General features: G+C 63.2%; 13 protein-coding genes and 2 riboswitches. Of the genes, 8 read left to right on the top strand and 5 right to left on the bottom strand.

Annotated elements, in window-relative coordinates:
• Positions 1-39: 39 nt before the first annotated feature.
• The 5 genes from AC15MQ_RS12490 to AC15MQ_RS12470 all read right to left on the bottom strand — a co-directional run bounded on the left by AC15MQ_RS12490 (position 40) and on the right by AC15MQ_RS12470 (position 6,941).
• The gene (locus AC15MQ_RS12490) at positions 40-2,301 is read right to left on the bottom strand and encodes a polysaccharide biosynthesis tyrosine autokinase (RefSeq protein ID WP_287666185.1); all 2,262 of its coding nucleotides are present in this window, start codon (positions 2,299-2,301) and stop codon (positions 40-42) included.
• A gap of 112 nt (positions 2,302-2,413) precedes the next feature.
• Positions 2,414-3,613 carry a polysaccharide export protein gene (locus AC15MQ_RS12485; protein WP_287666188.1) on the bottom strand — a complete coding sequence of 400 codons (1,200 nt, stop codon included), beginning with the start codon at positions 3,611-3,613 and terminating at the stop codon, positions 2,414-2,416.
• A gap of 354 nt (positions 3,614-3,967) precedes the next feature.
• The gene (locus AC15MQ_RS12480) at positions 3,968-4,408 is read right to left on the bottom strand and encodes a low molecular weight protein-tyrosine-phosphatase (RefSeq protein WP_287652625.1); all 441 of its coding nucleotides are present in this window, start codon (positions 4,406-4,408) and stop codon (positions 3,968-3,970) included.
• A gap of 6 nt (positions 4,409-4,414) precedes the next feature.
• The gene (locus AC15MQ_RS12475; protein WP_287652624.1) at positions 4,415-5,938 is read right to left on the bottom strand and encodes an MraY family glycosyltransferase; all 1,524 of its coding nucleotides are present in this window, start codon (positions 5,936-5,938) and stop codon (positions 4,415-4,417) included.
• A 169-nt stretch (positions 5,939-6,107) separates the two neighbouring features.
• Positions 6,108-6,941 carry an NF038130 family PEP-CTERM protein gene (locus AC15MQ_RS12470; protein WP_287652623.1) on the bottom strand — a complete coding sequence of 278 codons (834 nt, stop codon included), beginning with the start codon at positions 6,939-6,941 and terminating at the stop codon, positions 6,108-6,110.
• A gap of 420 nt (positions 6,942-7,361) precedes the next feature.
• A riboswitch (glycine riboswitch) is annotated at positions 7,362-7,448 on the top strand.
• 3 nt (positions 7,449-7,451) lie between these two features.
• Positions 7,452-7,555: riboswitch (glycine riboswitch) on the top strand.
• Between the two features lie 76 nt (positions 7,556-7,631).
• On the opposite strand from AC15MQ_RS12470, the gene gcvT reads away from it, so the two are divergent.
• From gcvT to clpX, 8 genes are all read left to right on the top strand, one after another.
• The gene (gene gcvT / locus AC15MQ_RS12465; RefSeq protein ID WP_350496992.1) at positions 7,632-8,720 is read left to right on the top strand and encodes a glycine cleavage system aminomethyltransferase GcvT; all 1,089 of its coding nucleotides are present in this window, start codon (positions 7,632-7,634) and stop codon (positions 8,718-8,720) included.
• A gap of 167 nt (positions 8,721-8,887) precedes the next feature.
• Positions 8,888-9,271, top strand: a complete 384-nt coding sequence (gene gcvH / locus AC15MQ_RS12460) for a glycine cleavage system protein GcvH (protein ID WP_287652621.1) — start codon at positions 8,888-8,890, stop codon at positions 9,269-9,271.
• Positions 9,272-9,299: 28 nt separating this feature from the next.
• On the top strand, positions 9,300-12,194 hold the full coding sequence (gene gcvP, locus AC15MQ_RS12455; protein ID WP_483080290.1) for an aminomethyl-transferring glycine dehydrogenase: 2,895 nt from the start codon (positions 9,300-9,302) through the stop codon (positions 12,192-12,194).
• Positions 12,195-12,196: 2 nt separating this feature from the next.
• Positions 12,197-12,679, top strand: coding sequence for a glutathione peroxidase (locus AC15MQ_RS12450; protein WP_287666198.1), 483 nt, complete (start codon positions 12,197-12,199; stop codon positions 12,677-12,679).
• Positions 12,676-13,467, top strand: coding sequence for a ferritin-like domain-containing protein (locus AC15MQ_RS12445; RefSeq protein ID WP_483080289.1), 792 nt, complete (start codon positions 12,676-12,678; stop codon positions 13,465-13,467). Before AC15MQ_RS12450 ends, AC15MQ_RS12445 begins: the two co-directional genes overlap by 4 nt.
• A gap of 143 nt (positions 13,468-13,610) precedes the next feature.
• Positions 13,611-13,883: a hypothetical protein gene (locus tag AC15MQ_RS12440; protein ID WP_287652617.1), complete on the top strand. Its 273-nt coding sequence runs from the start codon at positions 13,611-13,613 to the stop codon at positions 13,881-13,883.
• A 176-nt stretch (positions 13,884-14,059) separates the two neighbouring features.
• Entirely contained in the window at positions 14,060-15,268 is a 1,209-nt protein-coding gene (locus AC15MQ_RS12435) for a multidrug effflux MFS transporter (RefSeq protein WP_483080288.1), read from the top strand.
• Positions 15,269-15,424: 156 nt separating this feature from the next.
• A complete protein-coding gene (gene clpX / locus AC15MQ_RS12430) occupies positions 15,425-16,426 on the top strand; it encodes an ATP-dependent Clp protease ATP-binding subunit ClpX (RefSeq protein WP_287652615.1) in 1,002 nt (333 codons plus the stop codon).
• Positions 16,427-16,440: the final 14 nt, after the last annotated feature.

Below are 16,440 nucleotides of genomic sequence, written 5' to 3'. Positions count from 1 at the left end.
GCCGGCTTCCGGTCGGGACTTCCGGCGCCGCCGCCGGACCTAGTTCTTGTACGAATAACGGTAAACGTAGCCCTTGTAGCCGTAGCGGTAGCTCTGGCGGCTGACGTTGAGGTCATTGAAGACAAAGCCCTTGACCTGCACGCCCGCCTGATTGAGCCGCTTGACGGCCTGCTCAAGCTCGCGAATCGGGTGCTTGCCAGCACGGGCGACCATCAGGGTGGCTCCCACATGCCGCCCGATGATCGCGGCGTCGGAGACCGCGAGCACCGGCGGCGCATCGACGATCACGGTGTCGAAACGTGCCCCGAGTTCGACCAGCAGCGCTTCGAATCGCGGGTGCATCAGCAGTTCGGAGGGATTCGGCGGAATCTGGCCGGTGGTGACCACCCACAGCTTGGGCACCGAGGTGGGCTTCAGGATGTCTTCGAGCGAAGCCTGACCGGCAACGTACTCGGAAACGCCAACCGCGCGCTCGATGCTGAATTCCTTGTGCAGGTGCCCGCGGCGCAGGTCGCCATCGACGAGAACGACACTCTTGTCGACCTGCGCCAGGACCACGCCGAGGTTCTTGGAGATGAAGCTCTTGCCCAGACCCGGGCTCGGGCCGGTGATCAGCAGCGAGTTGTGCTGCGCGTCGAGAAGTGCGAAGTGCAGCGTCGTGCGCAGCCCGCGCAGGCTCTCGACCGCGTCTTCCTGCGGATAGACGACCGCCAGCAACTCGCCGACACCGCTTTGTGCCTTGCGATGCAATTCCAGTTCGGCCTTGCTGTGCGGTACTGTGGCATAGACCGGCAGACCGAGCTGCGCCTCGATGATCTCCGGGTCCTCGACGACTACGCGCAGGGAACGCAGCAACCAGATCACCACCAGGCTGAACAACAAGCCGAGCAGCAGGGCGATCGCCAGGATGGACACCGCGCCGGCGCCGACCGGCTTGCGCGCGACGGCAGCCATGTCGATGACGCGCACGTCACCGACCGTACCGGCTTTCGAGACGCGCAACTGCTGCGCCGTGTTGAGCAGCTCGGTATACAACTTGGTCGACACTTCCACGTCGCGGGCGAGACGCAGGACGGTCTGCTGCGTATCGGGCAGACGCGAAACATCCGCTTCAAACTGCCGGCGGCGCTCGTTGAGACGCTGCAGTTTGTTATCCATCGCCTGGATCCGCGGGTGCTCAGGAGTGAAGTTCTGCCGTAGTTCGTCACGTTCCTGCTTGAGCAGCACGGCGGCGTTTTCGACCTCGACCAGCGACTTCAGGATGCCCTGCGTCTCCAGATTGAGATCGAGCGAACCGCGGCTCTGGCGATAATTGTTGTAGGCCGCCTCGGCGCTGTCCACCTGTGTCTTGAGCGCCGGTAGCTGCGTTTCCAGGAACTTGAGGGTCTTCTCCGCTTCGGCAGAGCGCCGCTCGACGTTCTGGCGAACGTAGGTGTTGAGGATGTCGTCGAGGATCACGCCGATCTGCTGGGGATCCTGTCCGAGCAGGCTCAGTTCGAGGACGCCGGACTTCTTGCCGCGTTCCTTCACCGAATAGTTGCGACGCAGATCGTCGATCGTCGCTTCGGCGGAGCGCTTGATCAGGCGGAACTGCGTACCCGGACGCGCCTGCAGATCGGCCACGAAGATCGAGTAGCCGCGTTCGCCGGCGCGCTTCCCGACCGTTCCCTTCAGGACCAGTTGCTCGTCCGCGTCGAAGAGCTCGAAGCCCCCGCCCGCCGTGGCGATCAGGGTATGACGGTCGTCGAGGGCATCGGCGGGAACGTCGAACGAGTCGACCTGAATCCGTTCGCCACCCCAGGCAAAACTGGAGAGTCCCAGCCACGGCGAATTCGGCTCGTCGCCCTGGTAGCGCCGGGCAATCGCGCCGCCGATCACCGGCAGCGTCCGCGGCACGGCGACGAGATCGAGCTTGAGCTTGTTGACCACGCGTCCGAGAACCATTCGCGAACTGAGGATTTCGAGTTCCGCCGACACCGTCGTATCGTCACCCAGCAGCGGTTGCAGAGCCTTCAGCGAGCCCATACCGGAGCTCTTTTCTTCGACCTGCAGCAGGCCATCCGCTCGGTAAACCGGCTTGCTGGCAAACACCCAGACCAGCCCCAGGAGCAGCGCCATGAGGCAGATCGCGGCGATCAGCCAGCGATAGTCCATCAGTACGGCGATGATTTCACCCAGCGCCAGGCCCTCGTCGTCTTCTTCCGGGGCAATCTGGTGCATCGGCGGCGTCGGCATGGCAGTGCCGGCCACACCCGCGACGCCGGCCGCGTTGAATGAGGGTCTTGATTGATCGTTGTCCATGTGTCGTCCGAGGTAGCGGTTGCCGGTCAGCTAGGCGTGTTGAGCAGGTCGCGATTCCCAGGCGGCGAGCCTGGCAACCCACGGGCCGCCCGCACGGCGACCCGCATCAGGTTCAGCGCGAAGGCTGTCGTCCGCCAAACAGGGGGTAATAGGTCTGGCTGGTCAGATTGAGCATCGTCGCGGTCGGCAGGATGTTGGCGATCACGCGCTGCCAGCGAACCACCGGCGCCGTGTCGACGTAGACGATGTCGCGCGGCCGCAGCGGGAAGCGGTCGGCGAGCAACATCGCGTCCGGCGCGCGCGAATCCAGATGGTACAACTGCGGCTCCTCGGTATCGCCGCGCATCACGTAGATCCAGCGGGGATCGGCCGTGGTCTGGTTGATGTAGCCAGCATCGCTGAGCGCTTCGGCCAGCGTCGAGCGCTTCTTGTTCATCACCAGGGAACCTGGTTTGGTGACCTCGCCAAGGACGAAGATCTTGTTGTAGCTGCGGTCGCTGACATTGACGATGTCGCCCTGCTCGAGCATCACGTTCTGCTCACGTACACCGTAGTCGTACATCGCCTGAATGTCGACCAGATACGTCGTGCCGCGGCGGGTGAGCAACACGCGGCTGTAGTCGGCCTCGGGAGTGAAGCCACCAGCGCGATTGACCGCGTCGAGGACGGTCATCGGAATGTCGGTGACTTGCTGAATCCCCGGCTTGGCCACTTCGCCGACGACATACACCTGCTGGCTGCGGAAAGCGACCATGCGGACGTCGAGTTGCACCCTCTCGATGAACTTGGCGAGCTTGGTCGACAGGATCGCGCGCAACTCGCTGGTCGTCTTGCCCTGTGCCTTGACCACTCCGACGTAAGGGAAGAAGATCGTCCCGTCTTCGGCGATCACCGTGCCGGCCTGCTCGGCGGAGCGGAAGCTGCCGGCCGGGATGGTCAGTTCAGGGTGGTCCCAGACGATGATCGAGACGATGTCGCCCGGTCCGAGGCGGTACTCGGGCACTGCCGCGGGCTGGTCCCCGGTAAAGCGAAGATTGTTCTTGCTGGCCACCTTCGCGGTACTGGTCCCGTCGCCGGTTGGCGGCCGTGCGGACTTGAACAGGTCGATGATCAGTTCGGCGGTGATCGGCTTGATCTTGATGTTCGCCGGCGCCAGCACGTCGCCCTGCTGCACCGGTAGCCTGACCTCCGACTCGTCGCGGTTGCTGTAGCCCTGGTTGCCGGGAACGATGGTGCAGCCGGCCAGGATGCTCGCGGCAAGGCACGCCAGGAGGGAACGAACCCCGTCAGGCAGAGCCGAAGACATGTTCATGCTGAACTCCTCATAGTTGTTCCTCATCTGGTTTGCCAAAGACTTCTCGTCTCGACAAGGGGCGCCGCGCAGTTTACATCGCGCGCCGGTCCACCGCAAAGCCACTCCGCAACGCACAGCCGATCGGGGCCCGCACTGCCGCACTCCCCGGAGGCACGGCAGGTACCCGCTGCAGACCGCTTGCACATATTGCCATGCAAGTTTCCCTGACCGCGCGCGGCTGTCTGCGCGCCTGGGTGCTGCTGCTGGGGGAGTTTGTTAAATCAGCTTTGAAGGATAACGCCGGTCGCCGCAACTGCCAGTGTTTTATTTCACATCCCCGAGGAACCTGGCGAAAGAGCGATTCACCCTGGATCAGCAGAGTTTGTTCACCCAGGGTTCAAGCGCGGCCTCGATCAATTGCAGGGCTTCGGCATGGGCTGCATCGCCGCGCCGATACGGGTCGGGAATCTCGGTCTTTGTCCAGTGCCCGAGCAGGAAAGTCTTGCCACGCGCCGTCGGGTCCATCGCCAGCACCGCGTCCCGGTGATGGTTTTCCATGACCAGCACAAGTTCGGCCCAGCGCAGCCGCTCACGCGTCAACTGGCTGGCGCGGTGTGGGCTCAGGTCCACACCGCGCGCGTTCATCATCGCGCAGGTGGCTTCTTCCGCAGGATGATTGACCAATGCGCCGATGCCTGCCGAGCGGGCTTCCACCCGCTTGCCTGCTTTTTCAATACGCTGCCGCAGCATGAACTCGGCTGCCGGGCTGCGACAGATATTGCCGGTACAGACCGTGAGAATCCTCTTGAACATGTCAACTCACCTGCACGCCGGCGGAACACTGAGTTCAAAGTTCCCGTCATCGCCATGGACCAGTTTCTGCCCATGCTCCGCCGAGTAGATCAGCGTACGCCTGACACCACGACGATCGGCGGACCGGCTGCCGTCCCGGGCCATGAGTTCGTCGCCCAGTTCGTTCTCGACATCGCGACAGACGAACAGGCGCACCGCCAAACCCTGCTGCCTGGCAAGACGCCTTCTGATACGCATCGCATCCCGGCGGATCCTGCCGATCAGAAGATCGTTGCCCTCGGCAGGAACGTGCACCACGCAATAGACATTGCGGCCGTCGAGCGTCGACTCGCCGAGTTGGTAGACATTGAACTGGTAGGCATAGGCGGTACCCAGTTCCGCGGCAATCAGCCTCAGGATCTCCGGCCACTGCTCCTTGCGCAGCGAGCCGACAAAGAGGCCGCGGATGTGCACCGAGGGCAGCCCCAGCGAGCGATTGAGCCGGCACAATCCCGGCACCAGGCGCCAGGGACGCAGGATCAGCAGGAAATAGACCGCGAAGACGGCGAGGAACAACCCGAACATCAGATAATCCGGCACATCCAGAAGCAGGCCGCCGACGCCGACCAGACCGAGAACGATCTGCATGACCGTGGCGACCAGCACGACATCGCAGACGCGAAACCCGGCTCGAATGAAGAGGTGATGCAAGTGATGGCGATCGGGGCGGAACGGCGACTTGCCCAACCAGATACGGCGCAACATGACCCCGACGGTATCCATCAGCGGCAAGGCGAACAGCCACAACGCGGTGACCGGGGTCATCGCCGCATGGCTCCCCTGCGACAGGGCGATCAACAGCCACGCGAACAGAAATCCGAGCAACATGCTGCCATTGTCGCCGAGAAAGACGCGTGCCCGACTGTTGCCTGGATAACGCAGGTTGTAATACAGGAACCCCCCGACACCGCCCATCAGGGCAGCGATGAAAATGACATAGCCGCCGGCATTGCCGGCATAAGCCACCAGGGCGATCAGCGCCAGACTGACCATGCTCACCGATCCGGACAGACCATCGACGCCGTCGATCATGTTCACGGCGTTGATCAGGCCGATGGTAGCGAAGATCGTCAGGGGGACGCCTAACCAGCCGAGATTGAGGTGCAATCCCGGCAGAAGTTCACCCAGCGAGTCGAGTTCCACGCCGCCGAGAAAAACCATCGACAACGCCACCAGGGCCTGAATGGCCAGACGTGGTTTGAAACTGAGGTGCCAGATATCGTCGGCAAGGCCGGTCAGGAAGATGGTCACCGATCCAACCAGAATCGCGGCAAGGGGAAGAAAAGGGATCTCGCTGAAAATCGGGTCGCCAAGCAGGGCCGCACCGATGAGCACGGCGATCAGCCCGAAACCACCAACGAACGGTGTGCTGGCGGCGTGCTGTTTGTGTCCGCCCGGGCAGTCCATGATTCCGAAACGCGCGGCCAGACCGACGCTCAATCGGATCACCACACCGGAGATCAACAGACAAACACCAAATAATACGGCCAACTCCACAGCCACCTCCACAATAAGCTGCCTCAGAGCGCCAGCCCGCCATCAATCGTCCCAACTCACCAAGCCGCCCATCCATTCCAGGGGCCCTACACAAGCAGAGCCCTTTCGGGCTCCGCTTGCACATCCCGCAGGCGCTCTCGCGCCGAGGAGGTCTCAGACGTTGTCAGACGCGACGACGACGGCCGAGGAACAGGCCGACGAGGCCGATGCCAAACAGAGCCAGGGATTCGGGTTCAGGAATGGTCACGTCGTAGTTGCCGGTATAGGACAGCACGTCACGAGCATGCACACCGGATGGAGTGGCAAAAAAGCTGAACAGGTAATCGTGTGCCGAGCCGAAAGTCACTTCGACGACTTCGCTCACTTGCAGGCCAGGCGGCAAAGCCACGCCAAATAATGCGGTCAGGATCGGCGACGCGTCCAGGAATCCGGCCAGGCCGATGTGGGCGGTGTGACCGTCAAGTTCGGCGTAGGAGACGTTCGGGTCACTCACCAACTGCCAGGGTGCCCGGCCACCAAGCGTGGCGGTCGGAGTGAAGAAGGCGGTGACTGCGGCGGCGTACTGGGCGGGGGTGAGCGACAAACCGGCTTCGGTTGCCGCGCCTTCGATGTAGCGCTTGGTCAGCGCCGTGGCGCTCCCATCCGGGTTCTTCCAGTCGGCCAGTTCCAGGCTTTCCAGGCGGATGCTCTTGCCACCGAAGGTGCCATTGAGACTGGTAACAGGGCCGCCAAACTTGCTCAATTCGACGTTGCCGCCAGGTGCCGCGGCATTACCGGCCAGCGCCGAAGCCAGAGCGGCCGCGTCGCCAGCACTCGGAACGCCGGTTCCGACCTTGGCCGTCGGCAGGAGCAGACCACCACCAACATCGTTCCACAACAGATAACCGCCCGTGATGCTGCTGACGCTCATCGCGATCGGCGCCGCCGACGCGCTGGCGGAGGCGGCCAGAGCCAGAACAGCTACCGCTATTTTTGTCTTGCTACGCAATACATTCATCGAGAACTCCTTCACTTCGGCCACCGGCCCGTTTCACAAACCGGTTGATGGGGGTTTAAATAGGCTTCACAAGTCTTGGTCTTCGGGCACTAACGCAGAGACACCCATAAGCAAAAATCGATGCCCTCAACAAAACCTGACTCAGGTTTGAAATAGCAAATTCCATGCCCAAAATATAATCTTCTTTGAAAACATATGGTTAGAATATTTCGCTAATCGCCGACAAGCCGAGTGTAAAAATAGTCGACACTTGGCACCTTCGAGCGACTGACGATCGCCGGCATGCGCGCGGCTCGCCCCACGCCAACCGCAGCCACAATCCGGGCAGTATGCCGGCCGCAGGAATTCCAATCCTGGGAAAGCGTGGCGGCGCGACAGCCATGATCACCTTGCGAACCGGGGCGGCTGCGCGCTATAGTTGCGGCGCGAATGGGAGAGCGCGGCCACGCCGCCGCCGAAGGCGCAATCCACCCGGAAACGCTCAGGCAGATGAACCGTTCGTGCAATGAACTCTGGAGAGCGGCGCCCGCTTGTCGCGAGGCGCCCACCGATGGGGCAAGAGCGGCTGCGATTCACGGTTACAGCGCGACAATCTCTCAGGTACATGGACAGGGGGGTGAACTCGAGTCGAGTTCGCCCCTTTTTCGTTCTCGAATCGACTCCAACAGACTCACCTTATGGATTGATACGATGCAGAAAACTGTCCTCAACGAAAGCCACCGTCGCGGCGGCGCACGCATGGTCGATTTCGGTGGCTGGGAAATGCCCCTGCACTACGGGTCGCAGATCGAGGAACACCACGCCGTGCGCCGCGACGCGGGGATGTTCGACGTCTCGCACATGTGCGCGGTCGATCTCGACGGCCCCGATGCCAAGGCCTTCCTGCGGCGCCTGATCGCCAACAACGTCGATCGCCTGCAGGTCGCGGGCAAGGCCCTGTACAGCGCGATGCTTAACGAGGCCGGCGGCGTGATCGACGACCTGATCGTCTACTATCTCGACGACACCCGCTACCGCCTCGTGGTCAATGCCGGTACGGCGACCAAGGATCTGGCGTGGATGACTGACCGCCTGGACGAGTGGCAGCTTGCCGCCACTCTCAGGCAGCGGCGTGATGGCGCCGAGGCGCTGGCGATGATCGCCGTGCAGGGGCCGAACGCGCGCCACAAGGTCTGGCAGGTGCTGCCGGAATGTCGTTCTGCCTGCGCCGACCTCAAGCCTTTCTTTGCCGCCACCGTCGGCGAGTATTTCATCGCCAGCACCGGCTATACCGGCGAGGACGGTTACGAGATCACCCTGCCTGCGGACCAGGCCGAACATCTGTGGGAAGCGCTCGCTGCGGCGGGCGTGCGGCCCTGTGGTCTGGGTGCGCGTGACACTCTGCGTCTCGAGGCCGGCATGAACCTCTATGGCCAGGATATGGACGAGACCGTATCGCCCCTTGACGCCGGCCTTGCCTGGACCGTGGACCTGCTGTCGCCGCGCGACTTCGTCGGCAAGACCGCACTGCTGTCGAGACCCCGCCAGGGTCAGTTTCTCGGTCTGGTGCTGGTCGACCGCGGCGTGTTGCGTGCGCACCAGAAGGTGTTGACGGGCGCGGGCAACGGCGAAATCACCAGCGGCACGTTCTCGCCGACGATGCAGCAATCGATTGCCCTGGCCCGGTTACCGCTCGGCGTGGCGATCGGCGACGACGTCCTGGTAGCGATACGCGACAAGCTGCTGGCCGCCAGGGTCGTCAAACCCTGCTTCGTGCGCAACGGCACGATCCGCGTCTGAATGCCTGCTTCCCGGACTTGAGGCCCTGCGCGTGACGGCTCGAACGGGCCGCTGGTCATGAAGGCCTCGACCATTTCCACACCCCGCCCCTCTCGCAGGATTTGCAGCGGGACACCACATGAGTCGCCGCGGCGACCGTCACCTTGAACAACTTCCCAGGAGAAAACATGAACATCCCTGCCGACCTCAAGTACACCAGCAGTCACGAATGGGTCCGCGCCGAAGCGGACGGCACGATCAGTATCGGCATTACCGAGCATGCGCAGGAACTGCTTGGTGATCTGGTATTCATCGAGTTGCCGGGGCTCGAAAGCGAGTTCGTTGCCGGCCAGGAAGCGGCAGTCGTCGAATCGGTCAAGGCCGCCGCCGACGTCTACGCCCCGCTGGCCGGTACCGTCGTCGACGTCAATCAGGCGGTGGTCGACGCACCCGAAACCGTCAACCAGGATGCCTACGCGGCATGGTTGTTCAGAATGCGACCGAACACGGCCGATGACCTGGCGACCCTGCTCGATGCGGCCGCCTATCAGATGATCGTCGACGCCGCCTAGGCCAAGATTACCGCTACCGGACGACGCCATGGATCCCCTCTCTCCTTCCCCGACGCTCTCGACCCTGGAACAGCGCGACGATTTCGTCGGCCGCCACATCGGCCCCAGCGACAGTGAAATATCCGCCATGCTGGACAGCATCGGCGCCACCAGCCTGGAACAACTCGTAGCGCAGACGGTGCCGGCAACGATTCGACTGCCGAACGCACTCGCACTCGCCGATCCGCGTCCGGAAGGAGAAGCGCTCGCCGCCTTGCGGGCCATTGCCGGCGGTAACCGCGTGCGGCACTCGCTGATCGGCATGGGCTACGCCGACACCCTGACCCCGACGGTACTGCTGCGCAACGTTCTCGAAAACCCGGGCTGGTATACCGCCTATACGCCCTATCAGGCGGAAATCGCCCAGGGTCGCCTCGAAGCCCTGCTCAACTACCAGCAGATGGTGATCGACCTGACCGGGCTCGAACTCGCCAACGCCTCGCTGCTCGACGAAGCCACGGCGGCTGCCGAAGCGATGACCATGGCGCGCCGGGTCAGCAAGGCGAAATCGAACCTGTTCTTTGTTGACGCCGCCTGCTTCCCGCAGACCATCGACGTGCTCAGGACGCGCGCGGCGTTCTTCGATTTCGAACTGGTCTTCGGCTCACCCGACGAGGCGACGCAGCAGGAGGTCTTCGGAGCACTGTTCCAGTATCCCAACGACCTCGGTGAAGTCAGCGACCTCAGCGGGCCCATCGCCGCAGTCAAATCGCGCGGCGGCATCGTCGCCGTCGCCGCGGACCTGATGGCGCTGGTGTTGTTGCGCTCGCCGGGTGAGATGGGCGCCGACATCGCCCTCGGATCGTCGCAGCGCTTCGGCATCCCGCTCGGTTTCGGCGGCCCGCATGCGGCCTTCTTTGCCAGCCGGGACGAATACAAGCGGGCGATGGCTGGCCGCATCATCGGGGTCTCGGTAGACGCCCGCGGCAAGACCGCGCTGCGCATGGCGCTGCAGACCCGCGAACAGCACATCCGCCGCGAAAAGGCCAACTCGAACATCTGTACCTCGCAGGTTCTGCTCGCCAACATGGCCGGCATGTACGCCGTCTACCACGGCCCGCAGGGTCTGCGCAGGATCGCCGGGCGCATCCACCGCCTGGCCGCCCTGCTCGCCGAGGGCTTGCACCGGGCAGGGATCAGCGTTGAAACCAGACACTTCTTCGATACCCTGCGCGTCCATCTGGGGGGGCACGCCCTCAGCGCCTACAAGGCCGCGCTCGACGCAGGTTACAACCTCCGCCAGGTCTCCCCGGGCGTGCTCGCCATCGCCATCAATGAGAAGACTTCACGAACCGACGTCGGCAACCTGATCAAACTGCTCACCGGCATCCACGCCGACCTCGGAATACTCGACGCGCAACTGCAGCAGGATGACCCGAGTTTGCCACCGGCCCTGCTGCGTCACGACGCCATCCTCACGCATCCGGTGTTCAACACCCACCACACTGAGCACCAGATGCTGCGCTACCTGAAAAAACTGCAGAACCGGGATCTGGCGCTCGACCACTCGATGATCTCACTCGGTTCCTGCACCATGAAGCTCAATGCCAGCAGCGAGATGATCCCGATCACCTGGCCGGAGTTCGCCGACATCCACCCCTTCGCGCCGCTCGATCAGGCGACGGGTTACCTGCAGATGATCGGCGAGCTGGAAACCTGGCTCAAGGCGATCACCGGCTTCGACGCCATCTGCATGCAACCTAACTCGGGGGCACAGGGCGAGTACGCCGGTCTGGTGGCGATCGCGCGCTACCACGCCAGCCGCGGCGAGAGCCGGCGCCAGGTCTGCCTGATCCCGAAATCGGCACACGGCACCAATCCGGCAACCGCCCAGATGTGCGGCATGCGGGTGGTGGTGGTCAACTGCGACGAGGCCGGCAATATCGATGTCGCCGACCTCCGGGCCAAGGCGGCGCAACATGCGGACCAGCTCGCCTGCCTGATGATCACCTATCCCTCGACGCACGGCGTCTTCGAAGAAGCGGTACAGGAAATCTGCGCCATCATCCACCAGCACGGCGGCCAGGTCTATATGGACGGCGCCAACCTCAATGCGCAGGTCGGCCTGACCTCGCCGGCCCTGATCGGTGCCGACGTCAGCCACATGAATCTGCACAAGACCTTCTGCATCCCGCACGGTGGTGGCGGGCCGGGGATGGGACCGATCGGCCTCAAGGCCCATCTGGCACCCTTCATGGCCAACCACAGCGTGCAGCCGATCCCTGGCCCGCACGCCGGCCAGGGCGCGGTCGCCGCGGCTCCCTGGGGATCGGCGTCGATCCTGCCGATCGCGTGGATGTATATCGCGATGATGGGAGGCAGCGGGCTGACGCGCGCTACCGCCGTCGCCATCCTCAACGCCAACTATGTCGCCAACCGCCTGCAGCCCCACTACCCGGTACTGTACAAGGGCAGCCACGGGCGCGTCGCGCACGAATGCATTCTCGACATTCGTCCGATCAAGGCGGCGACCGGAATCTCGGAAATCGACATCGCCAAGCGGTTGATGGACTACGGTTTTCACGCGCCGACGGTCAGTTTTCCGGTTGCCGGGACGATGATGGTCGAACCCACCGAGTCGGAGTCCAGAGCCGAGCTCGACCGCTTCATCGCCGCGATGATCGCCATCCGCGAAGAGATCCGCAGCATCGATCTGGGCCACTGGCCAGCCGACGACAACCCGCTGACGCATGCGCCACACACCCAGGCGGACATCGTCGACAGCCTCTGGGACAGACCGTACAGTCGCCAGGAAGCGGTTTTCCCGCTGCCGTACGTGGCGGAAAACAAGTTCTGGCCGAGCGTCAATCGCATCGACGATGTTTACGGCGACCGCCACCTGTTCTGTGCCTGTGTACCGGTCGACGATCAAGGAGAAAAATGACCATGCACGCTGCAATACACGAGTTCACCGTCGAACGCCTCGAAGGCGGCAGCCAGTCCCTTGGCGATTACGCCGGCCAGGTTCTGCTGATTGTCAACACCGCCAGCCAGTGCGGCTTTACACCGCAATATCAGGGTCTGGAAGCGCTTTACCAGCGCTATCGCGAGCGCGGCCTGGTGGTTCTGGGTTTTCCCTGCAACCAGTTCGGAGCACAGGAACCGGGGGCGGCCGCAGAGATCGCCAGTTTCTGTCAGAAGAATTATGGTGTCAGCTTCCCGATGTTTGCCAAGGTCGAGGTCAACGGCGACCATGCCCATCCGCTCTACCAGTACCTGAAGAAGGCCGCGCCTGGCCTGCTCGGCAGCGAGGGAATCAAGTGGAACTTCACCAAGTTCCTGGTCAACCGCCAGGGTGAGGTGACCGGCCGCTACGCCCCGGCCACCGCGCCGGAAGCAATGACCACGGATATCGAAGAACTGCTTTGAGCCTGCGCCAACTCGCCCTCGACGCCTTGCTGGTGGACAGTCCGGACGCCAAGTGCGCCGCTGTCCAGAGCATCGTGCGCAGCGGCGAACCCCCGATCGGCGCGGCGCCCGACGTGCGGCAACCGATACCGGCAGCACTTCCCGGTCGCCCCGCCAGGCCGCTGCTGGTTCCGCCCGCACAACTCGCGCAGCGACCGGTCAACACGCTCGCGGGGCGTGCGGCGCTGATTCATGCGCTCGCCCACATCGAACTGAACGCGGTCAATCTCGCGCTCGACATCGTCTGGCGCTTCGATGGCATGCCCGCCGAGTTCTACCGCGACTGGATCGGCGTCGCCGCGGAGGAAGCCTGCCACTTCCAGTTGCTGCGCGAACACCTGCAGGCAACAGGCTTCGCATACGGTGACTTCCCGGCCCATAACGGTCTCTGGGAGATGGCCGAGAAGACCCGTGGCGACCTCCTGGCGCGCCTGGCGCTGGTGCCCAGGACGCTGGAAGCGCGCGGTCTTGACGCGGCGCCGCTGATTCGCGACAAATTGCAGCGTGCGGGCGACGACAAGGGTGCCGCCATCCTGGAAATCATCCTGCGTGAAGAGATCGGGCATGTAGCCATTGGCAATCGCTGGTACCGATGGCTCTGTGGGCAACGCGGGCTCGACCCTCTGGCGTGCTACAGCGAACTGGCGCAACGGCATCGCGCGCCGCGTCTGCGCGGCCCTTTCAACCTCGAAGCCCGCCGCGCGGCCGGCTTCGACGAGCACGAACTGGCTGCCCTGACAGCGCGCTGAACGTGGCGCCGATGCCTGGCGCGTGCGCCCTGTCGCCCGCGGCGGGATGGACTATTCCCTCGCCTTCGCCAATAATTGCGCGCTGTCGACCAATCATGCGCCCATTGTTTCAGGTCCGGGCCGTTTTTTTGCCGAGGTGTTGCATGCGCTACCAGGTTTTCGTGGAAGAAGAGGAAGGCGCCGACGGGGCGGGAGATCTCGCCAATTTCGACAATCTGGATGATCTCTGGGAGTTCATCAACAAACGCCTGCCGACCGGTGTATTCAGCGATCGGCGCCTGGTCTGGGTCAAGGACAAGCAGGCCGAGGGTGACGTTTCTTTTTCCATCACGGCCGATCTGTGGGCACAGCACTGCGAAACCCCGCTTGCCTTCGCACGCTGTTTCAAGATGTTTTTCGATTTCAAGAACAAGTAGCCCGCTGCCCGGAACAGCGAGGGAGTGGTGCCGGGGCGCACGTCCCCGACGGCGAATACAGCCGCCGCAAGGGCGGCTCGCCGGAGGTCCTCGGCATTCCAGTGCTCGCCGTGCGCCATGCGGACAGCACTGGACTCACGGTGGCCAGGTGACAGTCCATTGAACGGCCTTGCGCCATGAATGTGCCGCGTCCCTCTGTTGGTCTGGCGGTCCTCCTGACTACCCTGGTCGCGCTCGGTCCGCTGTCGACGGACCTTTATCTGCCTTCGTTGCCGACGCTCGCCAGGGTGTTTGCCAGCGATGTGGCCAGCGTACAACTGACCCTGTCGGTGTTTCTTGCCGGCTTTGCCTGCGGGCAGATCGTTTACGGCCCGCTCTCTGATCGCTACGGGCGGCGGCCGGTCCTGCTCGGCGGCCTGTTGATGTTTTGCGTCGGCACGCTGGGTTGCGTGTTTGCCCACAGCATCGACCGGCTGATTCTCGCGCGCTTCGTGCAGGCACTCGGTGCCTGCGCGGGTCCGGTCATCGGCCGTGCCGTCGTCCGCGACCTCTGGGGTGCCAGCGAGTCGGCACGCGTCATTGCCTACATGGGTGGCGCGATGGCCATCGGCCCCCTGCTCGGGCCGACGCTTGGCGGTTTCCTGACGGTACTCTTCGGCTGGCAATCCAATTTCGTGCTCCTGTTGCTGGTGGCTGTGGTGCAACTCGCCGTCGTCGCCCGCGTGCTCGGCGAAAGCAATGTGCATCGCGATCCGGAAGCGACCACGCCAGCGCGGATGCTCGCCAACTTTCGGCGCCTGCTTGCCGACCGCAGCTACCTCGGCTATCTGCTGACCTTCTCGTTCTCGTACAGCGCCCTGTTCGCCTTCATCTCGGCTTCGTCATTCGTCCTGACCGGCCGCCACGGGTTGAGCCCGGAGGTCTACGGCATGTGTTTCGGCATTGTCGTCGCCGGCTATCTGATCGGTTCAGTGGCTTCAGGCCGACTGGTCCGGCGGCTTGGCAGCGATGGCCTGCTGGCACGTGGCGCCTGCCTGGGTGCGGTCGCCGGGGTGAGCATGGCGGTGCTGGAGTTTTCAGGGGTGCATGGCGTCGCCGCCATCCTCGCGCCGATGTTTTTCTGCACCGTCGCGACCGGACTGGTGATGCCGAATGCCATTGCCAGGGCGCTGGCACCGTATCCGACGATGGCCGGATCCGCTTCGGCCCTGATGGGCTTCGTACAGATGACGATGGCCGCGTGCGTCGGCATTGCCGTCGGGCACGCCCTTGCCGCCGGTGCGCAGGCCCTGGCGGTGGCCGTGGCGCTCTGCTCGGTCCTCGCCCTGTTGTCGTACCTCGCGCTGATCCGGGTGCGCCGGGCTCCCGGAGGGCCGGCTGTCTGATCCTGGCGGATTTCCCTCTGCCCATCCTGGTGTTCGCCGCGCACGGCACGTTTGCCGGTTTCGGCATAAGATCAATGTTTGTGAGGCAACCCGCAGGCCATCACGGGCGCCTTCCGGAAGTCTTGTGAACTCCTTTTGCCGATCTTGAGGTGCGAATTGCTTGCCAGAGAAACCACGCCCAGCGCCATCGTCAGGTATCTCGATCAATACGTGATTGGCCAGACCGAAGCAAAAAAGATCCTGGCCGTCGCGGTCTACTCGCATTATCGGAAGATCGCCACTTTCCAGAACGACAAGGGGACGATCGCCAAGAGCAACGTCCTGCTCGTCGGGCCTTCCGGGACCGGCAAGACCCTGCTCTGCGACACCCTGTCGCGGATGCTCAAGGTGCCTTTCGTGACCGCCGACGCAACGTCTCTGGCACAGACCAAGTACGTCAATGAAGAGATCGAGGCGGTATTGCAGCGGCTGCTCGAAAAGGCCGACGGCAACATCGAGAATGCACAGCATGGCATCATCTTCATCGACGAGATTGACAAACTGAAGGCGACCAATGCGCAATCGCGAGCCATCTCGGGCGAGAGCGTGCAACACGCGCTGCTGAAGATCATGGAGGGTGCACCGGTCAAGCTGAAAAACGATCAATACATCGATACCAGCAATATCCTGTTCATCTGTGGCGGCGCTTTCGTCGGTCTCGAAAACATCATGTCCAAGACGCATGGTTTCGGTTTTATCGCCACCTCGGCCGACGACAACCAGAACATCCTCGATCGGCTGAACAAGCGCGTCAAGCCCACGGACCTGTTCGAGTTCGGGTTGATTCCCGAATTCACCGGACGCCTGCCGGTGGTTGCGAACCTGCACCCGTTGACCAAGACGATGCTGGTCAGCATCATGAGCGTGCCGAGAAACTCGATCTATCGGCAGTACATCGAGATCTTCCGGGGCGAAGGCGTGGAACTGAGCATCGGCCCACGGGTGTTCGAGCAGATTGCCGAAATCGCCATCGAGTACAAGACCGGCGCGCGCAGCCTGCGCGGCATCTTCGAGGAACTGATCACGCCGATTCTCTACGTCGTACCAGACAACCCCGAGATCTCGAAGGTTGAAATCGCGTCCCTGTTCGAAGACGCCCGCTTCTTCAAAAAGAAGTAGCGGCGGCGCGACGG

The sequence above is a fragment of the Candidatus Accumulibacter propinquus genome, from assembly GCF_056856495.1.
Note: the sequence above shows the minus strand (reverse complement) of the source record. Positions and strands in the feature narration are given on the sequence as shown.

Bases quoted from the DNA above. Each gene is read 5' to 3' on its own strand.
- AC15MQ_RS12440 (WP_287652617.1), top strand. From the start codon at position 13,611: ATGCGCTACCAGGTTTTCGTGGAAGAAGAGGAAGGCGCCGACGGGGCG.
- AC15MQ_RS12490 (WP_287666185.1), bottom strand. From the start codon at position 2,301: ATGGACAACGATCAATCAAGACCCTCATTCAACGCGGCCGGCGTCGCG.
- AC15MQ_RS12450 (WP_287666198.1), top strand. From the start codon at position 12,197: ATGCACGCTGCAATACACGAGTTCACCGTCGAACGCCTCGAAGGCGGC.
- AC15MQ_RS12480 (WP_287652625.1), bottom strand. From the start codon at position 4,408: ATGTTCAAGAGGATTCTCACGGTCTGTACCGGCAATATCTGTCGCAGC.
- gcvP (WP_483080290.1), top strand. From the start codon at position 9,300: ATGGATCCCCTCTCTCCTTCCCCGACGCTCTCGACCCTGGAACAGCGC.
- AC15MQ_RS12485 (WP_287666188.1), bottom strand. From the start codon at position 3,613: ATGAACATGTCTTCGGCTCTGCCTGACGGGGTTCGTTCCCTCCTGGCG.
- AC15MQ_RS12435 (WP_483080288.1), top strand. From the start codon at position 14,060: ATGAATGTGCCGCGTCCCTCTGTTGGTCTGGCGGTCCTCCTGACTACC.
- gcvH (WP_287652621.1), top strand. From the start codon at position 8,888: ATGAACATCCCTGCCGACCTCAAGTACACCAGCAGTCACGAATGGGTC.
- gcvT (WP_350496992.1), top strand. From the start codon at position 7,632: ATGCAGAAAACTGTCCTCAACGAAAGCCACCGTCGCGGCGGCGCACGC.
- AC15MQ_RS12470 (WP_287652623.1), bottom strand. From the start codon at position 6,941: ATGAATGTATTGCGTAGCAAGACAAAAATAGCGGTAGCTGTTCTGGCT.